The following is a 16,733-nucleotide window of genomic DNA, read 5'->3' as shown; positions in this document are numbered from 1 at the left end:
TTAAAAAAAAGCTTGTGATAGCAGAAATCGTTTAAGGCCTCAAACCACCTTTAAACGGACTCCTTTCCTATTGCAGGCCCTTAATTTTTTTGCAGGATGGAGGGCCGGCTTCTCCCCCTTATATCGCTGCCGGGTATGTACCCGGCAACGCCGAAATTTTCCTACTGTCATCCTGCATTACGGTTTTGTGATTCCCAGATCCTTGCAGATTTTATGAACGAGGAATTCGTTAATCTCTTTATGCCTGGGTACCGTTGAAGTTTTCTTCAAAGCGCGGTTGACATACACGGTGTGATTCCCACCCTCTCACAAAAATTCACATCCCTGGGTTTCTAAATGGCGGATAAGGTCCCGGCGCTTCATGGTGTCGAAACGGAGAACGATTCTTTTATCACATCCCGACCTTGAAGCGATTCTTCTGCTAATTGCCTATTAGCATCCAGGACTAATTGCACTGCCTCTTCAAGGTTGCTCCGTGCTTCCTCTAATGTGTTTCCCTGCGTATTGGCGCCCGGTAATTCTTCTACAAATCCTATGTATCCTTCGGGTACCTTTTGGAAGACTGCCGTCAATTTAATTTGCATGACGAATTCTCCTAAATATTTTGCTTATCGTGATCATCCTTTTTAAATTCACTCAGCTCTTTTCGTAATTGTTTAACTTCGCTTCTCAATTGCTCAATTTCTTCGTTGGTTTTTTTCCCGTAGTATGACTCCTGGACTACCTCGCTGATAAGCTCCTCAACCCCTTTCGCCATTTCTTTCGTCTGTTTTTCACGCTCGTATGGAGTAAGTTCTTTTTCCTTTTTATGATGATATTTTATGAAGGAACATACTGCTATGATTATGACTATTAATCCGATTAATGCTTCCATTGCGATAAGGAAAACTGGTTTTTATAAGTTGATTATAGAGGTTAGAGGGCTTGGACAATGACCGAAGCGAAACGCACTACGGCCCGCATATGACTGTCTGACAGGGCGCCCCCCCGCCATATGCGTTTCCAGAACCCCTTATTTCTTTGAGGTCTCTTTTTTAGGAGTGCCCAGGGCCTTTTCTATCAATTGCCTTACGGCCTCAGCTCTAGATTGAATCCTGTTTTTAAAACGATAATCGTCAATCACATCCAACATTTCCGAGGGAAGGGTTTGACAGGCAAGGGGCGCTTAAGCCGGTGGATGTGAGGTTTGAGGAGTTTAATGGGAAGCCTTTAAGGATCGCCATTGTGGCAATAAACGGCGAGAGGGTGCCGGTGGTAACGTTATCTGATATTGCGGATTATTTAGACTATCACAAAGAGGTACTTTGGCGGTTAATTAATGGTGATGCCCTCTTAAAAGAGTGGTCAGTTATTGTCGTAACGACAATGACTGACGGCACAAACTATGAAGTTCTGGCCTTAACCCTTGATGGTTTTATCGGTTTGATGGTCAAAAATCAATCCAAAAAGGGTGAAAAATGTCGAGCGACAGGAAAGAATCCTGACATTTCAGAGGTGGGCAATACTTACCCTGTGAAAGATTATGTTTCAGGAAAGGGACCACTTGGATTCAGACAGGATCCCACTGACCGCCTAGGAGATGAACGCTATCTTTGAGATGATTAAGTATTATGAGAAGACCCGGAGTGCCAATACGTACCAACTCCTCAAGAAGACGTTACAGAAGGTGTACCCGGATATTGTGATCTCTGATAGTGAGGCGATGGAGAAGGTGATAAAGCAGTTAGAGTTATCGTTTAAGTAGAGGAGGTAAAACAGTTATGAAAATGAAAAGGGTGTCAGAATTTTTAACTGAGGATGAGATTAGCGCGATCCTCCGGGCGCCGGACAGAAGGACGTTACAGGGTAAGCGGGATTATGCCCTCTTGCTTCTGATGTTTTCCACGGGGCTCAGAAAGGCGGATGTGTGCAATCTGACGGTTGCAGATATTACCACGTACCGGAATCAACCGGTGGTTGACGTGATGGGCAAGGGGAAGAGATATAGGCGTGTTGCGCTGAATAGGGATGTGATGGAGGCGATTGTGGATTATCGGAAGACAATCCTCCCCCTCACCCCCTCAGAAGGGGGACAATATCTGTTTTACACCCTGGGGGAGCATGGGAATTGTGATATGAGGCCGCTTACCCATAAGGCGGTAGATTGTCTCTTACGGCGTGTAAAGAAGGATGCCTTGATCTACAAGAGGATTACTCCGCACACGACCAGGCACACCTTTGCTACCACGCTCCTGGATAAAGGCGTTGACCTGAAGACGGTACAGGAGCTTTTGGGGCATAACCACATACGGACCACCGAGAAGTATCTGCATACATCGGATGAAAAGAAGATGGATGCCGTTGCACGGTTGCAGTTTGCATTGTAAGGGATTTATCTGTGACTACGTTAATCTATGTTGGTAATAGTAGTGGTTGTATCGGTAGATGTGATGCGAAATGCTACGAGGAAAAGGAGGACAAATGCGATTGTGTTTGTGGTGGCCGGAACCATGGTAAAGGTCTTAAAAAGGCTTTGGAAAACACAAAAGAATATTCTGAGGAGATGATTGAAGAATACGTGAAGAGTCGAGGCGCTAAGATATGCACACCTGGCACCGGGGCATAAAAGAAAGGCCGTTGAAATGCTTGATAAAGTATTAAGTGGTGATCAATCAGAAAAAAGAGTTCACAATTTGTTCACATTTTCAAGTGATGCTTTAGAGAGAACAAGTCATAAGTGCTTGCAAGATATGGTGGGCGCTAGTGGATTCGAACCACTGATCCCTTGCGTGTGAAGCAAGTGCTCTAGCCGCTGAGCCAAGCGCCCAAATTTTCTCTATTTTATAAAAAAACATGTTAAATTCCACTGAAAATTGTCATAAGCCAGGGGGGATCCCTATTATTGCAAACTTATGGACTGTTTTTTTGCATTGCTTCTTCTAAACAAACTGCGTAATAATAAAATAGTCATGACAAACGATAGTGTAAACCCATTTGCCAATGCTATAATAGGATTTTTCAAATGCACTCCGTAAGCCAGCCATAAACTACAGCCCACCAGGAGAAGGGTTAACATGACTGGCGAAACATCACGTAATTCCCGGGTCTTTATGCCACGTATTATTTGTGGTATAAATCCTACCGTTGTACAAATTGCTGCAATTGTTCCCATTATAGACCACAGCATAATTTTTCTCCCATAGATTTCACTTAGACTAGGCGAAACAGTTTAGTTTTTTGAAAGATGAGTTGTGCTTTTTAAGTCCTTATAGGGACGTGAGGCAATAGGCAGGCAATTTATTGCCTGTATTTTTATCAAATAGAAATACAGTCCCGTAGGGACGATTGAGACGATTTTGTATCCATAATCTTCATTCGCCCCTACAGGGCTTATTTTTATCTTTCTCTTAACACAGGCAATAAATTGCCTGCCTATGAGCAATTTGCCCCTCCGGGGCGAAATCAGCACAAGGCTTTGCCTTGATAGTTTTTCAAAAAACTAAAGTGTTACGACTAGGCTAATTTGTTGGATATAAGGCACTATCATGTGATATTATATGAGTTTATAATAATTTGCAATTAAATCAATCTGCCTTTGGCAGCAACTTTGACTTTTGCTGGTTCAACCGTCCTCGATTGGACCAGTTTTGATCCTTCAAAAACTTTTTTCTAAAAACACATTCATAGAAAAAATATATTACCATATTTTCTTAAAAATTCATTTCTTAATTTAAACATTATGTAAGGATAGTTATCGATGGGAATTTGGGAAATTATTTTATTCGCTATTTCACTCATTATTATGCTTGTGGGAATGGCTGGAATTGTGGTACCAATAATACCCAGCATACCTCTTATCTGGCTTGGAGCATTTTTCTATGCAATATTCACCCATTTTGAGAAGGTCACATGGATGATGCTCCTGATATTTGCGCTGATGACTATTTTTTCCATCATACTTGAAAATCTTGGAAACGTATATGGCGCAAAGAGATTTGGCGCCACCAGATGGGGACTCGTAGGCTCGATAGCAGGCACAGGTGTTGGATTTTATATGGGTGGCCCTATAGGTTTACTATTAGGTCCCATTGTCGGCACCATTATCTTTGAAATTATTGGTGGAAAGGGTTACAAGGGGGCATTGAAGTCTGGCCTGGGAAATTTTGTAGGCTTTCTGGGAGGTTCGGTAATAAAAATACTCATTGGTCTGGCCATGATTTCTATTTTTATCTGGAAGGTATTTGGATAAGGGAGAGTTACCCGATACCCCTTTCCCGATAATCTTTCTCAGTATTATTGTTATTTCAATTTCAAATTTTTGATTCTTCTTCCAGTTTAATATCGTAAACATCGAGAATCGTACCCTTAGCCTTCTCCAAATTTCCTAACGATATTTCATAATCAATAATTGCCCTTGCCTCTTCAAACTCCGCAATGGCAAGGCTTTCCTGTGCGCGCAGGATCTCCAAACTTGTTGATCTACCCACACTGTATTTCTTTTCCTCGTTTTCTAATCTTTTTTCTGCCAACTCTCTGGCCTTTCTCGTGGCTTTGACCCGTTCAATATTGGTCATTACTCCGCGAACAGACTCTCGTACCTCTACTACAATATCAAGTTCCATTTTTCTGACATTTATCTTAGCCTGTCGTTCATTGAGCTTGGATTTATTGTATGCACTCCTGGCCGACCTGTTCCCTATAGGAACCTCTAACGTAAGCGTGAAAAATTCTCCCTGAAAATCCCCAGAAAATGTAGAATCATTGGCACCCGACAATTCATCATTAAGACCCGTATAGCGAATTCCTCCCGTGAAATCCAATCTTGGATACAATTCATTCTTTCTCCTCCTGGTTTGCATACCTGCATTTTCAGACTCCAGTTGTAGCCCGGTTAATTCCGGACGTCTTTCCATGGCTATTTTAATCGTATCCTTTACTTCCACCTTTTTCGGCTCGAAGAGAGGCTTATCTGTAGGAATAATGGTAGCATCAGAGATAATCACGTCATCTGCGAGATTCATAATTCTTTTGAGTTCATCCTCCTGATCTTTAATTGCATTTTCTGCAGAGATCACTGCCTCAACCCTCGATGCCACACCAGATTCAGCATCGATAATCTCAACTGGCGCAAGGGTGCCAACTTCTACCTGTATCTTGTTCTTCCTCAATAAATCCTCTGCACGTTCCAGGGATTTTTTTGCTACCTTTAAATTCTCCATTGCCCTTACATAATTCCAATATGCCTCCTGAACTGTATTGGACACCTCTAGTGCCGTGCTTTTGAATTGAGACAAAGAGATCTTTTTGTTATTCCGGGCAATATAGATGGGGCTTCTGTTATAAAACCAACCGCCCCCTTTCAACAAAGGCTGTGTAATCTTTGCCTCGATGAAATTCCGATAATATGGATTTAGCATCACGAAACCCTGGGGATCTGTAAAACTCCGAAATATATTATATTCAAGCGAAAGGGTTGCACCTGTAGGAATCAATGATTGAATTATTGCATCGGCTGTATCTCCTTCCCTGACAAAAGGAGTAACGGCAAGTATATTCGTCTCTAATGGGGTGTTGCTCGGTGTTTCATCATTCTGAATACTACCCATTAATTTCATCGTAGGATCGAACCTCGCTTTTTCTATTGTAATATCATAATCACTTAGCTTCGAATCCAATCTTGTTAGCTCGATATCGAAGTTATTACGCAAGGCATAAACAATACTGTCCTTCAGGCTCAGGCTGATGAACTTTAGATTCGAATCTATATTTACGCTTGCCGGTGATGTTGGTGGAGGTAACGGTGTCTTAGATGTATTCTCGCTACCCAAAGAAATACCCAGGCATTGTAAAAAGGAGGATAAGGCAACTAGTAAGGTTAAAAAGAATCTTTTATATTTCGTGATCATCCAGATAAAAATTCCGTATGGTAAATAGGTAACCAGAGTACGCAGTACACAGCGAACTGGTTAAAAATTATAGATTTTAACAGTAAATATCTTTTTAGTTTGGCGTCTTGCTATTGTTTCTGCTGGCAGATATTTCCTCGGGTTAACAAGTTCGTATTCGTATCCGGATCAGTAACCTTTGATTAACGCCAGGGCCTCTGCACGGGTAGCGGGGTTGTCACGAAAGATGCCACGCACTACGGAGGTTTTTACCCTTGTGCCTGGCTTTTTGATACCCCTCATGGTCATACAGAGATGTTCTGCCTCAATGATAGCGAGTACGCCCTTGGGACGTAATGCCTTCATAATTGATTCTGCAATATCTGTAGTGAGTCTTTCCTGTACCTGCAGACGCTTTGCCTCTATTTCAACAACCCTTGCAAGTTTACTAATCCCGGTCACACGATTCCCTTGAGGAATATAGGCTACATGAGCGACCCCGCTGAAAGGGAGGAGGTGATGCTCGCAGATTGAATAAAAAGGAATATCCTTTAAGAGCACGATTTCATCGTACTTTTCAGATTTTAACACCTTGATTTCCTTGTGAGAATCCTGCCCGATACCTGCAAAAATCTCTTCACACATATCGGCAACCCTTTCCGGCGTTTCTAAAAGCCCTTCACGATTAGGGTCGTCACCAATGCCTTCGATAAATAAGCGGATGGATTCTATAATCTTTTTTTTGTCTACCAAAATAAAAACTCCCGCATAGTATTACACGTTTCTTTGCATTTCAAAATATGTTAAACATTTTAAAAACCAAAGTCAATGGCAAATAAATATGAGATGGTAATACTTCGAGAACACGAAAACAGGAAAATAGCAAACATGTACCAGTTCATCAAGAAAAATTACAAACTTGATTTGTCGGACATATTGACGTTATAGTGTATCCGTAATGATGGTTTATACATTTTCGTAGCTGCAAATCAAACCACCACCAGAGTGAACAAGTTGAATAAACATACATGCACATGTCATTGTGAGGCCGATAGCCTGAAGCAATACTGAAGTCTGGAATTGCTTTTTCATAGATGGCAACTTTCTTTCGACGTTCGCTATGGGTCTTTGCATGAAGAAAGGGTTTTGCTTTATGATGCCGAAGAATTTGTTGTATATTGCGTTGCTTGGAATCACTTTGTTTTCGAACTCCGGATGTGTGGCTGCTTTGCTCATAGGTGGCGGCGCTGGCGCAGGAACAGTAGCTTATTTAAAGGGAGAACTGAAATCAACGGAAGAAGCATCGATTGGTAGTGTTTGGCAGGCAACACATAAAGCCATGAAGGATTTAGGATTTGTCGTAACGAGCGAAGAAAAAAATAACCTTTCTGCAAAACTGATTGCACATGAATCGGATGACACAAAGATTGAAATTAGTCTTGAAAGCGTATCAGCAAAATTGACTACCGTAAAAATCCGTGTCGGAGTATTTGGAGACGAATCGCTTTCCCGCCTGACTTTAGAAAGGATAAAGAAGCATCTCTGATTTTTAACGAAAAAAAGATTTAGCTTTTGAAATGTATAAAAAGGTTGTATGAATGCGCATTCTTATTCGCCCTCCAGTCTCTTCTTTAATTCATCAAGCTTGTTCAAGGCGTCAAGCGGTGACATCCGGGAGATATCGAGCTTTTTGATCTCTTCGATTACCATGTCTTGTTTTGATGCAAAGAGTTTTAACTGTTTCGGTTCTTTTTTATCTTGTATTGCCTTCAATGGCGCAAATTTCGGTTTGCCGTTTACATCCAATGTCGCGGCCTCGAGGTTGTTCAGAATAATACGAGCCCGCTGGATGATCTCCCTGGGTATCCCCGCAAGACGTGCAACATGTATCCCATAACTTTTATCCGTTCCGCCTTCGACAATTTTCCTCAAAAAAATAATCTCGTCCCCCCACTCTCTGACAGCGATATTAAAATTCCTGATTCCCGGAAAGAGTAAGGCCAACTCGGTGAGTTCGTGATAGTGGGTAGCGAAAAGTGTTCGGGCGTGGATGTGCTGGTAGATATATTCTGTAATCGCCCATGCAATGCTGACGCCGTCAAAGGTACTCGTACCCCGTCCTACCTCGTCTAATATAATCAGACTGCGTTCAGTAGCGTTATTAAGGATATTCGCCGTCTCATTCATTTCCACCATAAAGGTACTTTGTCCCCTTGAAAGTTCGTCCGAAGCGCCCACCCGTGTGAAGATCCTGTCTACCGTTCCAATGATCGCTTCTTTTGCAGGGATAAAACCCCCCATCTGTGCCATAAGCACCAGGAGTGCCACCTGGCGGATATACGTGCTTTTCCCGGCCATATTTGGCCCGGTAATTACCATGATTTTATCCTGATCTCCATCCAGATGGATATCATTGGGGACAAAACTTTCACCCCCGGGTTTCCGATCCAGTACGGGGTGACGCCCATCAAGTATTTTTAATTCCAGATCATCTGTAATCTCCGGCATGATGTATTGGTTTTCTGCAGCAAGATTGGCAAGGGTAGACAACACGTCGATCAGCGCAATCACTTCAGATGTCCGTTGAAGCCGTGCCGTATACGCACTAACCTTTTCACGGATCTGAATAAAGAGATCGTATTCCATATCCCTCGCACGCTCATCGGCTGTTAGCACCTTTGTCTCGTAATCCTTGAGTTCGGGTGTAATAAAGCGTTCTGCATTCTTGAGGGTCTGCTTCCGGATGTAGGATTGTGGTATATTATCCTTATGGACGTTGGTGACCTCAATATAATATCCAAACACCTTGTTATAGCCTATTTTGAGGGAATTAATTCCAGTCCGTGCGATCTCTTCTGCCTGAAAATTGGCAATCCAGTTCTTCCCATTTTTACTTACGTACCTCAATTCATCGAGAGATGCATCATAACCCTCCCTGATAAGCCCCCCATCTTTAATCGTGGGAGGCGGATCGGGTACGATCGCTGTACCAATCAAGATTCGCACTTCCTCAAGGACGTCTAGTTGTTGTTCTAAGGACGCCAAAATATCCGTGATACAAAATCCGAATTTTTCTTTCAGTGCTGGCAGTTTTGAGAGAGACTGCTTTAAACTAATAAGGTCGCGCGCATTGGCGCGACCACAACTTACCTTGGTCGAAATTCGTTCAATATCGTAGATATTGCCTAAAATATCACGGAGTTCTCGCCTTAATGATGAATTTTCAAAAAATTCCTTCACACCAAGCTGCCGATATTTAATATCGGCAGCTACTCGTAACGGACCAATAACCCATTCCCTGAGCAGCCGGGCGCCCATCGGCGTCTTTGTCTGGTCTATCACGCCCAGCAACGAGCCCTCCCGATCACGGGTCCTTATTGTCTGTGTAAGCTCCAGACTCTGCTGAGTGGCCTTATCTATGAGCACCCTGTTATCCAGCCGATATTTTTGAACTCTTATAATATGCTTGAGCGATGTCCTTTGAGTCTCTTTAAGATACTGGATCACGGCACCTGCTGCCCCCAAGGCCGGCCCAACATCTTCACAACCAAATCCCTCCAGGGATGTCGTTCCAAAGTGTTCTACCAGGGTTCGATAAGCAGTGTCTCGTGCAAATTCCCAATCAGGTCTGGAGGTAATCATTACTTCACATTCTGCACGAATTCTTTCCATAAAGGAGGTGTTATTCCTTGTAGTTTCTTCAGGTAACAACAATTCCGACGGGTTCAGCCTTGCAAACTCGTCAAAGAGTCTTTCCTCCTGAACATCTTCAACCTCAAACCGGCCAGTTGATAAATCGACCCACGACAATCCCAGCATGTCCTTTGCCTCCAATACCGCCATTAAGTAATTATTGCTTTTATCCTCGAGCAAGGCATCCTCGGTAACGGTTCCAGGGGTTATAATCCTGGTAACTCCTCGGTCAACAATTCCCTTAGCCTCATCGGGGTCTTGCAATTGATCACAAATAGCTACCTTTTGTCCTGCCTTGATTAATCTTCGGATATATGATTCGGCAGCATGGTGCGGCACACCTGCCATAGGCACTGCACTTTCACCTTTGGAGCGGGCGGTAAGGGTAATCCCCAATATCTTTGAGGCGAGCTTTGCGTCCTCAAAGAATAATTCATAAAAATCGCCCATACGGAAAAAAAGCAAGGCATCTTTATGCTGCTTTTTTATCTCATTATATTGGCGCATCATGGGTGTTTCAGTAATCATCGGGAAAACAACCTCAGCTGATTTTGCAATTTACATTTTAATATCTTCATTTTATATTAAGCACGGACATCTCAGGATAAGGATCATCCTGGAAAAAATACAGATGTGAATTACATGAACAGTCCGATGAGCCAAATCCTCTCACGGGTACCACAGCATTTTTTATGTTTCCAATTTTACGGCTCAGTATACACTCCTTATCCTTTTCGCCAGTATAGGTACAGACAGAAACTACCTGCCCGTAACGGAGCAAATAGTCAATATGCCAGTGCATCTTCTTTTTTTGCCGTAAGTGCCTTTTAATCCTGCGTTCCAGGTTGCTCTGCGCACTTCCGACATAGGCATAAAAACCTGCGGAAAAATGAAAGGTGCCCAGACATCCGATTCTTATATGAGCCCTTTGAAGTAATTTGACAACAAGACAATATACACCGGTATCCGAAGTAAAATCCATTCTAAATTTAAGTGTTAAGAATCTCAAAATTGCTTAAATCCACGAAACACACTAAAAACCTAAAAGAGTATAAAAGATTCTTTTATAAATGAAAAGTCTATATTTTTTACTACTGTCATAAAGCCAAAACTGCCTGAAAAATCGATTATACTTGACAATGGTTCAGTTCTGTGTTACCATTTTCTGGTATTATCAAGTTATAATTTGTTGTGAGGTATTATGTTATGATTCCTGAGCATTTAAAGTATACGCCAACCCACGAATGGTTTTTCTGGGATAATAAATCAATCACTGTTGGCCTTACAAAATTTATTGTTGACGAGCTTGATGACCTCTTGTTTTTGGACCTCCCAAAGGTAGGAGACGAAATCCTATCCGGTATCTCTTTTGGAGAAATAGAGTCATTCGAGAAGCTGATTGATATTACATCACCCATGGCTGGCGAGGTTATAGCAGTAAATGAGCGCCTTTACGAAAATCTAACTGCTCTAAACAGCGACCCTTACAAACACGGTTGGTTAATAAAGTTCGTAACAACTGAAACTCATATCATCAATGAATTATTGAATGCCAAGGAATATGCAACACATATAAGTAAACTACAATTCAACGCTACCCCGGTTAAACAACGAAAACGACACGCCAAGATAATAAAAGGAAAGAGGCGGAAATAGCCTCTTTTATGTATTCTTATGACTAACCGCAGGCTCATTATCTTAACAGAAGGAAAACTTGATGTCTTTAATACAAAAACGGCTGTAAACATCATTCGCTATTGTAAGGAAGACGTGGTTGCACTCGTAGACCGGATCAATGCCGGGAAAGACCCTGAATCGATTATCGGTATTGGAAAAGGTATTCCCATTATCAGTACGATTGCGGAAACATTACATTTAAAACCCACAGCACTTCTTATTGGCATTGCGCCTCCGGGTGGCATGCTTCCAGCTGAATGGCGCAAACATATTACAGATGCCTTAAAAAATAAGCTCCATATCATTAGCGGCCTCCATTGTTATTTAAGTAACGACAGCGAATTTTGCAAACTAGCGCAAGACCATCAACTGGATATATGGGATGTTCGCAACCCCCCTAATACTCTCCCTCTTGGTACAGGGAAAGCAAAAGAAACAAAGACATTGCGTATCCTTACGGTGGGCTCAGACTGTAATATAGGCAAGATGGTAACTTCTATTGAAATCGCAAATGCCGCAAAGAGACAGGGTTTCAACGCCTGTTTTGTAGCCACAGGACAGACCGGAATTATGATTAATGGAAGTGGGATCGCTGTGGATCATGTCATTTCTGATTTCATTTCCGGTGCGGCGGAAAAACTTGTACTCGACCGTGCTCACCATCAACTCTTAAGTATCGAAGGGCAAGGCACCATCGTACATCCGGCATATTCAGGCGTTACCCTTGGTCTATTGCATGGTTCTGCTCCGCAGGGTCTCATTTTATGCCATCAGCCTACCCGAAAGACACTCCGCCATTTCGCCAATTTTCCTATTTTACCAATTCCTTATCTTATTGAACTCTATGAAAAGCTGGCGCAACCCATACACCCCTGTAAGGTAATTGGTATCTCACTCAACTGCATCGGCATGTCCGACCATGACGCCTTACAAGAGATACAGAAGGTAGAGAAGGAAACAAAACTCCCCGCCACAGATCCCGTTAAGTTTGGCGTGGACAAATTTATCGATAGCATCCGCCCTCTCCTGCCATGAATCTCTCCTTCCATCCCTTAGATTTGAAATTGAAGCACACTTTCCAGATTGCCAGAGAAACCCGTACTGTTCAAAATAATATTGTAACTCTGTTAAAAGACGAAGACGGAATTATCGGATGTGGAGAAGCCGCACCCTCCAGCTTTTTTGGAGAAGATATAACGAGTGTTACCAAGGTATTTGTTCAGTCTCTCGACTTGCTCAAAGACACCGATCCTTTCCAAACAGAAAACATTACCTTTCATTTCAAAAAGAAATTTCCCCTGGATGCGGCTGCGCGAGCGGCAATTGACATAGCCCTCCATGATATGATCGGCAAAAAACTCAAAGTACCGCTCTATAAGTTGTTGGGCTTAAACCGGCATGAAGTAAAGACAACATCATTCACCATAGGAATTGACACCATGGAAAAGACGTGCAAAAAGGTGGAGGAGGCAAAGGATTTCCCCGTGCTCAAAATAAAGGTGGGTTTTAAGGACGACATCGAGATGTTGAAGGAGCTGCGCAAAATTACCAAGGCCATTTTCCGCGTTGATGCCAATACAGGCTGGACGCTGGATGAGGCAATACAAAAGTTGAATCTTATGGAAGATCTCGGGGTTGAACTTGTAGAACAGCCATTTCCGGTCGGCAGCATTGAATCGCTGAGGAAGGTCAGACGTCACACAAAAATCCCTGTCTTTGTTGATGAAGATATAAAAGATTCAAAAGACATACCTGCATTTTCAGATGCAGTGGACGGGATCAACATTAAACTGATGAAGTGTGGTGGAATCCGTGAGGCCATCAGGATGATTTACACAGCCCGGGCCCATAATCTTGAAATAATGCTCGGCTGCAATATCGAAAGTTCGGTATCAATCACAGCTGCGGCCCACCTGATGTCATTAGTTGACTATATCGATCTTGACGGAAATCTGCTTGTTACAAATGACCCTTACATCGGGGTAACAGTTGATAAGGGAAAACTAACATTACCAGCAGGTAACGGATTAGGAGTAAAGGCACGTAACAGTATGCCTTTACTGTCTCTGTAGGGTGGCACGGACAAACTTGTTTGTCCGTGTTGAGCTTGCACGATGTTATTTTATGTCTAAAAAATATAGCCCAGAGCTGGTTCAACCTTGCAGATTGAACCATATAGTTTGAATGGCACTCTAAGGCCTAAACTTGTGCTGTAACAAGGAATCATGCCAAATGTTTCGGTTCAATCTGGGACGATTGAACCAGCGAAGAGTATTTAAAAAGTCGCCGAAGGCATAACTTAAGTCGTTCACTATAGTTGAGAGGGCATAATAACCATTAAAAAAACAGACCATGCAAATGAAACCACTTACACAGGAAATACTGGCCCATGCCAGAGAGATACACGACTACGTTATCAGGATGCGGAGGGATTTCCACAAACATCCTGAAACTGGTTTTACTGAAATTCGCACCTCTGGTGTTATTGCTGAGGAATTGAAACGATTGGGGCTTCACGTACAAACAGATATTGCAAAAACAGGCGTCGTTGGTTCCCTGCACGTTGACGGAGCATCCAGTACCGTTGCCTTTCGGGCTGATATGGATGCATTGCCCATACTGGAGGAAAACAATCTTGAATTTAAATCCCAAAATGAGGGAATATCCCACGCCTGCGGTCATGATGCTAACATGGCAATGCTCCTGGGAGCCGCAAAACTTATGGTGCAGCTAAAGGACAAACTCAAGCGGCAGGTAAAATTTATCTTTCAGCCCTGCGAAGAACAGCATCCAGGCGGTGCAAAACTTATGGTAGAACAGGGTGTCTTACACGACGTAGATGAAATCTATGGATTGCATATTGAACCGAATATACCATCCGGTACCTTTGGGGTACGGGCTGGAGCCACAATGGCGGCAACAGACCGCATTGTCATTACCATTATAGGAAAAGGCGGGCATGCCTCCACACCTCATCTGTGTATAGACCCTATCGTTATCGCTGCCGAGGTGATATTAGCAATTCAGACTATTATCTCACGAAAAGTAAATCCTCTGTCTCCCTGTGTGGTTTCTTTATGCCAAATTTCGGGAGGCACAACTTTTAACGTCATCCCGGATAAAGTCAAAATCATTGGTACGGTAAGAACCCTTGCCAAGGAATTAAGATATAAGATGCCGATAGTACTGGAGGAGACCATTAGAGGAATCACTTCACTCAATAATGCAACATACCAATTCGAGTATCTTAAGGGTCACCCTCCACTCAACAATCCACAACCGCAGGCAGATTTTATACAGAACAAAATTATCGAACTATTCGGCAGTAAATCAGTGGAGCATATAGACCCCAAGATGGGTGGAGAAGATTTTTCCTATTACCTGGAAAAAATAAAAGGTGCCTATGTTTTTCTGGGATCGGGAAACCTGGAAAAGGGTACTAGTCAGCCATTACACAGTTCCCGATTCTTATTGGATGAAGACGTGCTCTCCATGGGTCCCGCACTGTTTACCTGCATTGCCTGTAGCCCATAATCTTTCTGCGTAAATTTTGTGTTCATTTATTGCTGAATTCAATGATAATTTTACATTTTGATAGGTACCTTTTATCTTTGATTTTTAATTTCTCTCATTACATTGATAATTTCCAAGTGCTAGTTCGCTCAATATAAATTACGAAAGTTATCTCTCATCAAATGAACCCAATTATACTCCTGTCTATTTCTACTGTTTGCTTTCTTCTGGCAGGTCGTTTTTACTCCCGATTCCTATCCAGAAAAATGGGGATCGATTCGAACCGAATTACGCCGGCGGTTGAAATAAACGACGGACGCGACTATGTACCCACGGCAACACCGATCGTGTTTGCACACCACTTTGCAGCCATTGCCGGCGCCGGCCCCATTATCGGCCCGGTTATGGCTCTGATCTACGGATGGGGACCTGCCTGGCTGTGGATACTGATCGGCGGAATATTTTTTGGGGCGGTACATGACTTTTCTGCCCTGTTTGTCAGCGTAAGGGAGGGTGGAAAATCCATTGCAGAAGTTGCCAGAAAATCCTTGGGTACGGCAGGATTTATCATGGTTATCTCATTTACCATCGTAATGCTGATCCTCGTGAATGCCACCTTCCTGAACGCATCGGCAACAGCCCTGACATCCGTAATTGAAAGTTCACAGATTGGCCTGAACAAAGATCAGATCTTTTTTCGCTGGGCAGATGACGCGGGAAGCAAGGTTATCGTTGGTGGAATCGCCTCTATGTCTGTCATCATCATAACCCTTTTTGCCCCACTTATCGGGTATCTTTATATCAAGAGGCACGTTTCCGTTGCAAAGTGCTCGGCCTTCGCAATCATCATCTGTGTTGTATCAGTTATCGCAGGTTTTTTTGCGCCGATTTCTTTGAATCCGTTACTCTGGATGGTCCTGATTTCCCTTTATACTATAGTCGCAGCGGGTGTCCCGGTCTGGTTATTTCTTCAGTCAAGGGATTTTATCAATGTCCACATGCTTTACATCGGACTGGGATTGCTTTTCATCGGTATCTTTGCATCGGGTCTCAGAGGCGCAGAGGTGCGCTTTCCTGTCAATAATATCCAGGAGGGTATCTCCCACGTTGGTTTTCTATGGCCGGGGATCTTCATCACGATTGCGTGTGGCGCTATCTCCGGCTTCCATGCCCTCTGTGCCGGCGGAACTACCTCTAAACAAGTCAAATCAGAAGCAGCAGTCCACAAGATAGGATATTACGGCATGTTGCTGGAGTCTTTCCTTGCCGTATGTGTTATCAGTACGGTCATTGTGGGCATTGATATGCACCAATACAAACAGTTCGTTTTACCAGCAGAGGGCTCGAAGCTTCAAAGCAATCCCATATTGGCCTTTGCCGTGGCTTTTGGTCACACACTGCATTCCGGATTAGGATTACCGATATCTTTTGGTATTCTCTTTGGCATGTTACTTCTGGAAGGGTTTATTGTTACCACACTTGATACGGCTGTGAGATTGAATCGTTATCTCTTTGAGGAACTCTGGCGGGTTATCTTTAAAAATCCCCCAAAGATTTTGAGCCACTATTGGGTTAATTCAAGTTTGGCAGCGGGATTGATGTTTGGACTCGCATACGGGAATACGGTAAATAATATCTGGTCTATATTTGGGACGACCAACCAACTTCTGGCGGCTTTGACCCTAATCATCGTGTCCTTCTGGCTGCTTTCTCAAAAAAGGAGCATCTGGTTTACAGCCATTCCAGCCGTATTCATGATCATTACCACCATAGCCATGCTGGCAATCCTGCTCGTTACCCGTTTTATTCCGCAAGGCAATATCACACTCATTATAGCAGACCTGGTACTATTAGGTCTCTCCTCGGGGATTATCACCATTGCGGCCAAGACGCTCTATAATTTTAAAACAGGTATTCCTCTGAGCGTTCCCATTATAGACGATATTGAAAAGTGAACAAACCACGCAACCTGGACAAAACGGAACC

The 16,733-nt window shown here is 43.0% G+C and carries 19 protein-coding genes, 1 tRNA gene and 1 pseudogene; 11 read left to right on the top strand and 10 right to left on the bottom strand.

Annotated features, from left to right (window positions below; translation table 11 throughout):
* Positions 1–177: 177 nt before the first annotated feature.
* From E3K36_14365 to E3K36_14355, 3 genes and pseudogenes are all read right to left on the bottom strand, one after another.
* A pseudogene (locus E3K36_14365) lies at positions 178–363 on the bottom strand (type II toxin-antitoxin system HicA family toxin).
* Positions 360–584, bottom strand: coding sequence for a type II toxin-antitoxin system HicB family antitoxin (locus E3K36_14360; protein MCF6156388.1), 225 nt, complete (start codon positions 582–584; stop codon positions 360–362). Before E3K36_14360 ends, E3K36_14365 begins: the two are co-directional and overlap by 4 nt.
* A gap of 11 nt (positions 585–595) precedes the next feature.
* A complete protein-coding gene (locus tag E3K36_14355; GenBank protein ID MCF6156387.1) occupies positions 596–874 on the bottom strand; it encodes a hypothetical protein in 279 nt (92 codons plus the stop codon).
* A 299-nt stretch (positions 875–1,173) separates the two neighbouring features.
* Here E3K36_14355 and E3K36_14350 point away from each other — a divergent pair, with 299 nt between their 5' ends.
* From E3K36_14350 to E3K36_14340, 3 genes are all read left to right on the top strand, one after another.
* Entirely contained in the window at positions 1,174–1,596 is a 423-nt protein-coding gene (locus E3K36_14350; GenBank protein ID MCF6156386.1) for a hypothetical protein, read from the top strand.
* A gap of 164 nt (positions 1,597–1,760) precedes the next feature.
* Positions 1,761–2,366, top strand: coding sequence for a hypothetical protein (locus E3K36_14345; GenBank protein MCF6156385.1), 606 nt, complete (start codon positions 1,761–1,763; stop codon positions 2,364–2,366).
* Positions 2,367–2,389: 23 nt separating this feature from the next.
* A complete protein-coding gene (locus E3K36_14340) occupies positions 2,390–2,605 on the top strand; it encodes a hypothetical protein (GenBank protein MCF6156384.1) in 216 nt (71 codons plus the stop codon).
* Between the two features lie 125 nt (positions 2,606–2,730).
* Here E3K36_14340 and E3K36_14335 read toward each other — a convergent pair.
* From E3K36_14335 to E3K36_14325, 3 genes are all read right to left on the bottom strand, one after another.
* Positions 2,731–2,806 (bottom strand) — tRNA-Val (locus E3K36_14335).
* A gap of 72 nt (positions 2,807–2,878) precedes the next feature.
* On the bottom strand, positions 2,879–3,166 hold the full coding sequence (locus E3K36_14330; GenBank protein MCF6156383.1) for a hypothetical protein: 288 nt from the start codon (positions 3,164–3,166) through the stop codon (positions 2,879–2,881).
* 42 nt (positions 3,167–3,208) lie between these two features.
* Positions 3,209–3,421, bottom strand: a complete 213-nt coding sequence (locus tag E3K36_14325; GenBank protein MCF6156382.1) for a hypothetical protein — start codon at positions 3,419–3,421, stop codon at positions 3,209–3,211.
* 315 nt (positions 3,422–3,736) lie between these two features.
* Between E3K36_14325 and E3K36_14320 the strand changes: the two genes are divergently transcribed.
* A complete protein-coding gene (locus E3K36_14320) occupies positions 3,737–4,228 on the top strand; it encodes a DUF456 domain-containing protein (protein ID MCF6156381.1) in 492 nt (163 codons plus the stop codon).
* Positions 4,229–4,289: 61 nt separating this feature from the next.
* Here the strand turns inward: E3K36_14320 and E3K36_14315 are convergent, their stop codons facing one another.
* Both E3K36_14315 and folE read right to left on the bottom strand, forming a co-directional pair.
* A complete protein-coding gene (locus tag E3K36_14315; protein ID MCF6156380.1) occupies positions 4,290–5,885 on the bottom strand; it encodes a TolC family protein in 1,596 nt (531 codons plus the stop codon).
* Positions 5,886–6,053: 168 nt separating this feature from the next.
* On the bottom strand, positions 6,054–6,617 hold the full coding sequence (gene folE / locus E3K36_14310; GenBank protein ID MCF6156379.1) for a GTP cyclohydrolase I FolE: 564 nt from the start codon (positions 6,615–6,617) through the stop codon (positions 6,054–6,056).
* A gap of 198 nt (positions 6,618–6,815) precedes the next feature.
* On the opposite strand from folE, the gene E3K36_14305 reads away from it, so the two are divergent.
* On the top strand, positions 6,816–6,935 hold the full coding sequence (locus tag E3K36_14305) for a hypothetical protein (GenBank protein ID MCF6156378.1): 120 nt from the start codon (positions 6,816–6,818) through the stop codon (positions 6,933–6,935).
* Positions 6,936–6,984: 49 nt separating this feature from the next.
* The gene (locus tag E3K36_14300; GenBank protein ID MCF6156377.1) at positions 6,985–7,410 is read left to right on the top strand and encodes a DUF3568 family protein; all 426 of its coding nucleotides are present in this window, start codon (positions 6,985–6,987) and stop codon (positions 7,408–7,410) included.
* A 62-nt stretch (positions 7,411–7,472) separates the two neighbouring features.
* Here E3K36_14300 and mutS read toward each other — a convergent pair whose 3' ends face one another.
* A complete protein-coding gene (gene mutS, locus E3K36_14295; GenBank protein ID MCF6156376.1) occupies positions 7,473–10,082 on the bottom strand; it encodes a DNA mismatch repair protein MutS in 2,610 nt (869 codons plus the stop codon).
* 49 nt (positions 10,083–10,131) lie between these two features.
* Complete coding sequence (locus tag E3K36_14290) at positions 10,132–10,539, bottom strand: GIY-YIG nuclease family protein (protein ID MCF6156375.1); 408 nt, start codon at positions 10,537–10,539, stop codon at positions 10,132–10,134.
* Between the two features lie 224 nt (positions 10,540–10,763).
* Here E3K36_14290 and E3K36_14285 point away from each other — a divergent pair, with 224 nt between their 5' ends.
* The 5 genes from E3K36_14285 (at position 10,764) to E3K36_14265 (ending at position 16,702) form a co-directional block, all read left to right on the top strand.
* Positions 10,764–11,213 (top strand): glycine cleavage system protein H, encoded by a 450-nt coding sequence (locus E3K36_14285; GenBank protein MCF6156374.1) that lies wholly within the window; start codon positions 10,764–10,766, stop codon positions 11,211–11,213.
* Positions 11,214–11,231: 18 nt separating this feature from the next.
* Entirely contained in the window at positions 11,232–12,269 is a 1,038-nt protein-coding gene (locus tag E3K36_14280; GenBank protein ID MCF6156373.1) for a DUF1611 domain-containing protein, read from the top strand.
* A 23-nt stretch (positions 12,270–12,292) separates the two neighbouring features.
* On the top strand, positions 12,293–13,306 hold the full coding sequence (locus E3K36_14275) for a dipeptide epimerase (protein ID MCF6156372.1): 1,014 nt from the start codon (positions 12,293–12,295) through the stop codon (positions 13,304–13,306).
* A gap of 349 nt (positions 13,307–13,655) precedes the next feature.
* Positions 13,656–14,768 carry an amidohydrolase gene (locus E3K36_14270; GenBank protein ID MCF6156371.1) on the top strand — a complete coding sequence of 371 codons (1,113 nt, stop codon included), beginning with the start codon at positions 13,656–13,658 and terminating at the stop codon, positions 14,766–14,768.
* 161 nt (positions 14,769–14,929) lie between these two features.
* Positions 14,930–16,702: a carbon starvation protein A gene (locus E3K36_14265; GenBank protein MCF6156370.1), complete on the top strand. Its 1,773-nt coding sequence runs from the start codon at positions 14,930–14,932 to the stop codon at positions 16,700–16,702.
* The last annotated feature ends 31 nt before the right edge of the window (positions 16,703–16,733 follow it).

The organism is Candidatus Brocadia sp. (assembly GCA_021646415.1).
Lineage (GTDB): Bacteria > Planctomycetota > Brocadiia > Brocadiales > Brocadiaceae > Brocadia.
Note: the sequence above shows the minus strand (reverse complement) of the source record. Positions and strands in the feature narration are given on the sequence as shown.

What these genes read in the sequence shown, in the direction of transcription:
- E3K36_14360 (MCF6156388.1), bottom strand. Translation starts at nt 584, where the DNA reads ATGCAAATTAAATTGACGGCAGTCTTCCAAAAGGTACCCGAAGGATAC.
- E3K36_14355 (MCF6156387.1), bottom strand. Translation starts at nt 874, where the DNA reads ATGGAAGCATTAATCGGATTAATAGTCATAATCATAGCAGTATGTTCC.
- E3K36_14345 (MCF6156385.1), top strand. Translation starts at nt 1,761, where the DNA reads ATGAAAATGAAAAGGGTGTCAGAATTTTTAACTGAGGATGAGATTAGC.
- E3K36_14330 (MCF6156383.1), bottom strand. Translation starts at nt 3,166, where the DNA reads ATGCTGTGGTCTATAATGGGAACAATTGCAGCAATTTGTACAACGGTA.
- E3K36_14320 (MCF6156381.1), top strand. Translation starts at nt 3,737, where the DNA reads ATGGGAATTTGGGAAATTATTTTATTCGCTATTTCACTCATTATTATG.
- E3K36_14315 (MCF6156380.1), bottom strand. Translation starts at nt 5,885, where the DNA reads ATGATCACGAAATATAAAAGATTCTTTTTAACCTTACTAGTTGCCTTA.
- E3K36_14300 (MCF6156377.1), top strand. Translation starts at nt 6,985, where the DNA reads ATGGGTCTTTGCATGAAGAAAGGGTTTTGCTTTATGATGCCGAAGAAT.
- E3K36_14290 (MCF6156375.1), bottom strand. Translation starts at nt 10,539, where the DNA reads ATGGATTTTACTTCGGATACCGGTGTATATTGTCTTGTTGTCAAATTA.
- E3K36_14285 (MCF6156374.1), top strand. Translation starts at nt 10,764, where the DNA reads ATGATTCCTGAGCATTTAAAGTATACGCCAACCCACGAATGGTTTTTC.
- E3K36_14280 (MCF6156373.1), top strand. Translation starts at nt 11,232, where the DNA reads ATGACTAACCGCAGGCTCATTATCTTAACAGAAGGAAAACTTGATGTC.
- E3K36_14270 (MCF6156371.1), top strand. Translation starts at nt 13,656, where the DNA reads ATGCGGAGGGATTTCCACAAACATCCTGAAACTGGTTTTACTGAAATT.
- E3K36_14265 (MCF6156370.1), top strand. Translation starts at nt 14,930, where the DNA reads ATGAACCCAATTATACTCCTGTCTATTTCTACTGTTTGCTTTCTTCTG.